This window comes from Microcystis sp. M49636_WE2, assembly GCF_030065375.1.
Lineage (GTDB): Bacteria > Cyanobacteriota > Cyanobacteriia > Cyanobacteriales > Microcystaceae > Microcystis > Microcystis aeruginosa_C.
Genome location: NZ_JASJFG010000121.1, coordinates 1 through 1,097, shown reverse-complemented (window position 1 = coordinate 1,097; position 1,097 = coordinate 1). Strand labels below are relative to the sequence as shown.

The window sequence follows — 1,097 nt, the reverse complement described above, 5'->3', positions numbered from 1 at the left end:
CCTCGGAAGGTAATCGTCGCTTTTACCTTATCTCCCGCTTTTAAAAAACGTTGCGCTTGGTTGACTCGCACGTTGTAGTCATGCTCATCGATTTTATAGCGCATTTTAACTTCTTTTATATCGGCTGTATGCTGTTTTTTCTTGGCTTCGCGGGCCTTTTTCTCCTGTTCAAACTTGTACTTACCATAGTCCATAATCCGGCAAACGGGAGGACTTGCCGTTTCACTGACGAGGACGAGATCAAGTTCCTTTTCTTCGGCCACGCGCAAAGCGTCGGCAGGAGTAATAATTCCCAGTTGAGAGCCGTCGCTATCGATAACGCGGATTTCGGGAAAGCGGATTCTTTCGTTAATTTGGGGGAGATCGCGAGTAGTGCGTCTTTTATCTATCACAGGCGTTCTGGGTTATCTCTATTCTAGTTAGTTAATCGGTTGGAGTTTACAAAATGGTTTACTTGCTATTCTACCTACTCGATCGAGTTTCTTGGCCAATTGTTAAGTTTTCTTGCAATGTTAATTTTTAGCCGCCAGTCCTCAGCCGTCGGCCGTCAGCCAGATAAGCTGTTGTCTATGGGTTTTGTCAGACTAAGACCCTATACTCTCAGGAATCGATCGGTAAGGTGCGTTCTCCCTCCTTGCGGCAGGTAACGCACCCGACAAAATCGGCGTAATCGCACTACCCCTGAAAGCCAATGTCTAGATTATAGTAGGACGGTATCAGGCGAAAGTTAAAAAGATTGTCCAGTATGGTTAAATGTCGCGCTGATGTTTTAATATTACCTATCGCCTAAAACTATGATTACTTATATTAAAATTCATGGCTTTAAATCCTTTCATAATTTTGAAATGGAATTTACGCCGCTTACTGTAGTTGCTGGGGTTAATGCTTCTGGTAAGAGTAATTTATTTGATGCTTTGCAATTGTTGGCGCGGCTGGCAGAAGTGGATCTGAAGACAGCTTTTAGCGAGCAGCGAGGACATCCTAGCGAACTTTTTACCCAATATGATGAGGACGACTACGCCACGGAAATGGAATTTATAGTTGAAATGTTAGTCAATCGCAAGGTAAAAGATAATTGGGGTGGGGAAGTCGATCTT

2 protein-coding genes are annotated in these 1,097 nt (G+C 43.7%); one reads left to right on the top strand and one right to left on the bottom strand.

The window, feature by feature from the left end; all coding sequences use genetic code 11:
* Positions 1-392, bottom strand: a 392-nt coding sequence (gene infC, locus PX484_RS02840) for a translation initiation factor IF-3 (RefSeq protein WP_288102783.1), incomplete at its 3' end; no start/stop codon positions are given.
* Between the two features lie 402 nt (positions 393-794).
* Between infC and PX484_RS02835 the strand changes: the two genes are divergently transcribed.
* The coding region (locus PX484_RS02835) for an AAA family ATPase (protein ID WP_288102781.1) at positions 795-1,097 on the top strand (303 nt) is incomplete at its 3' end.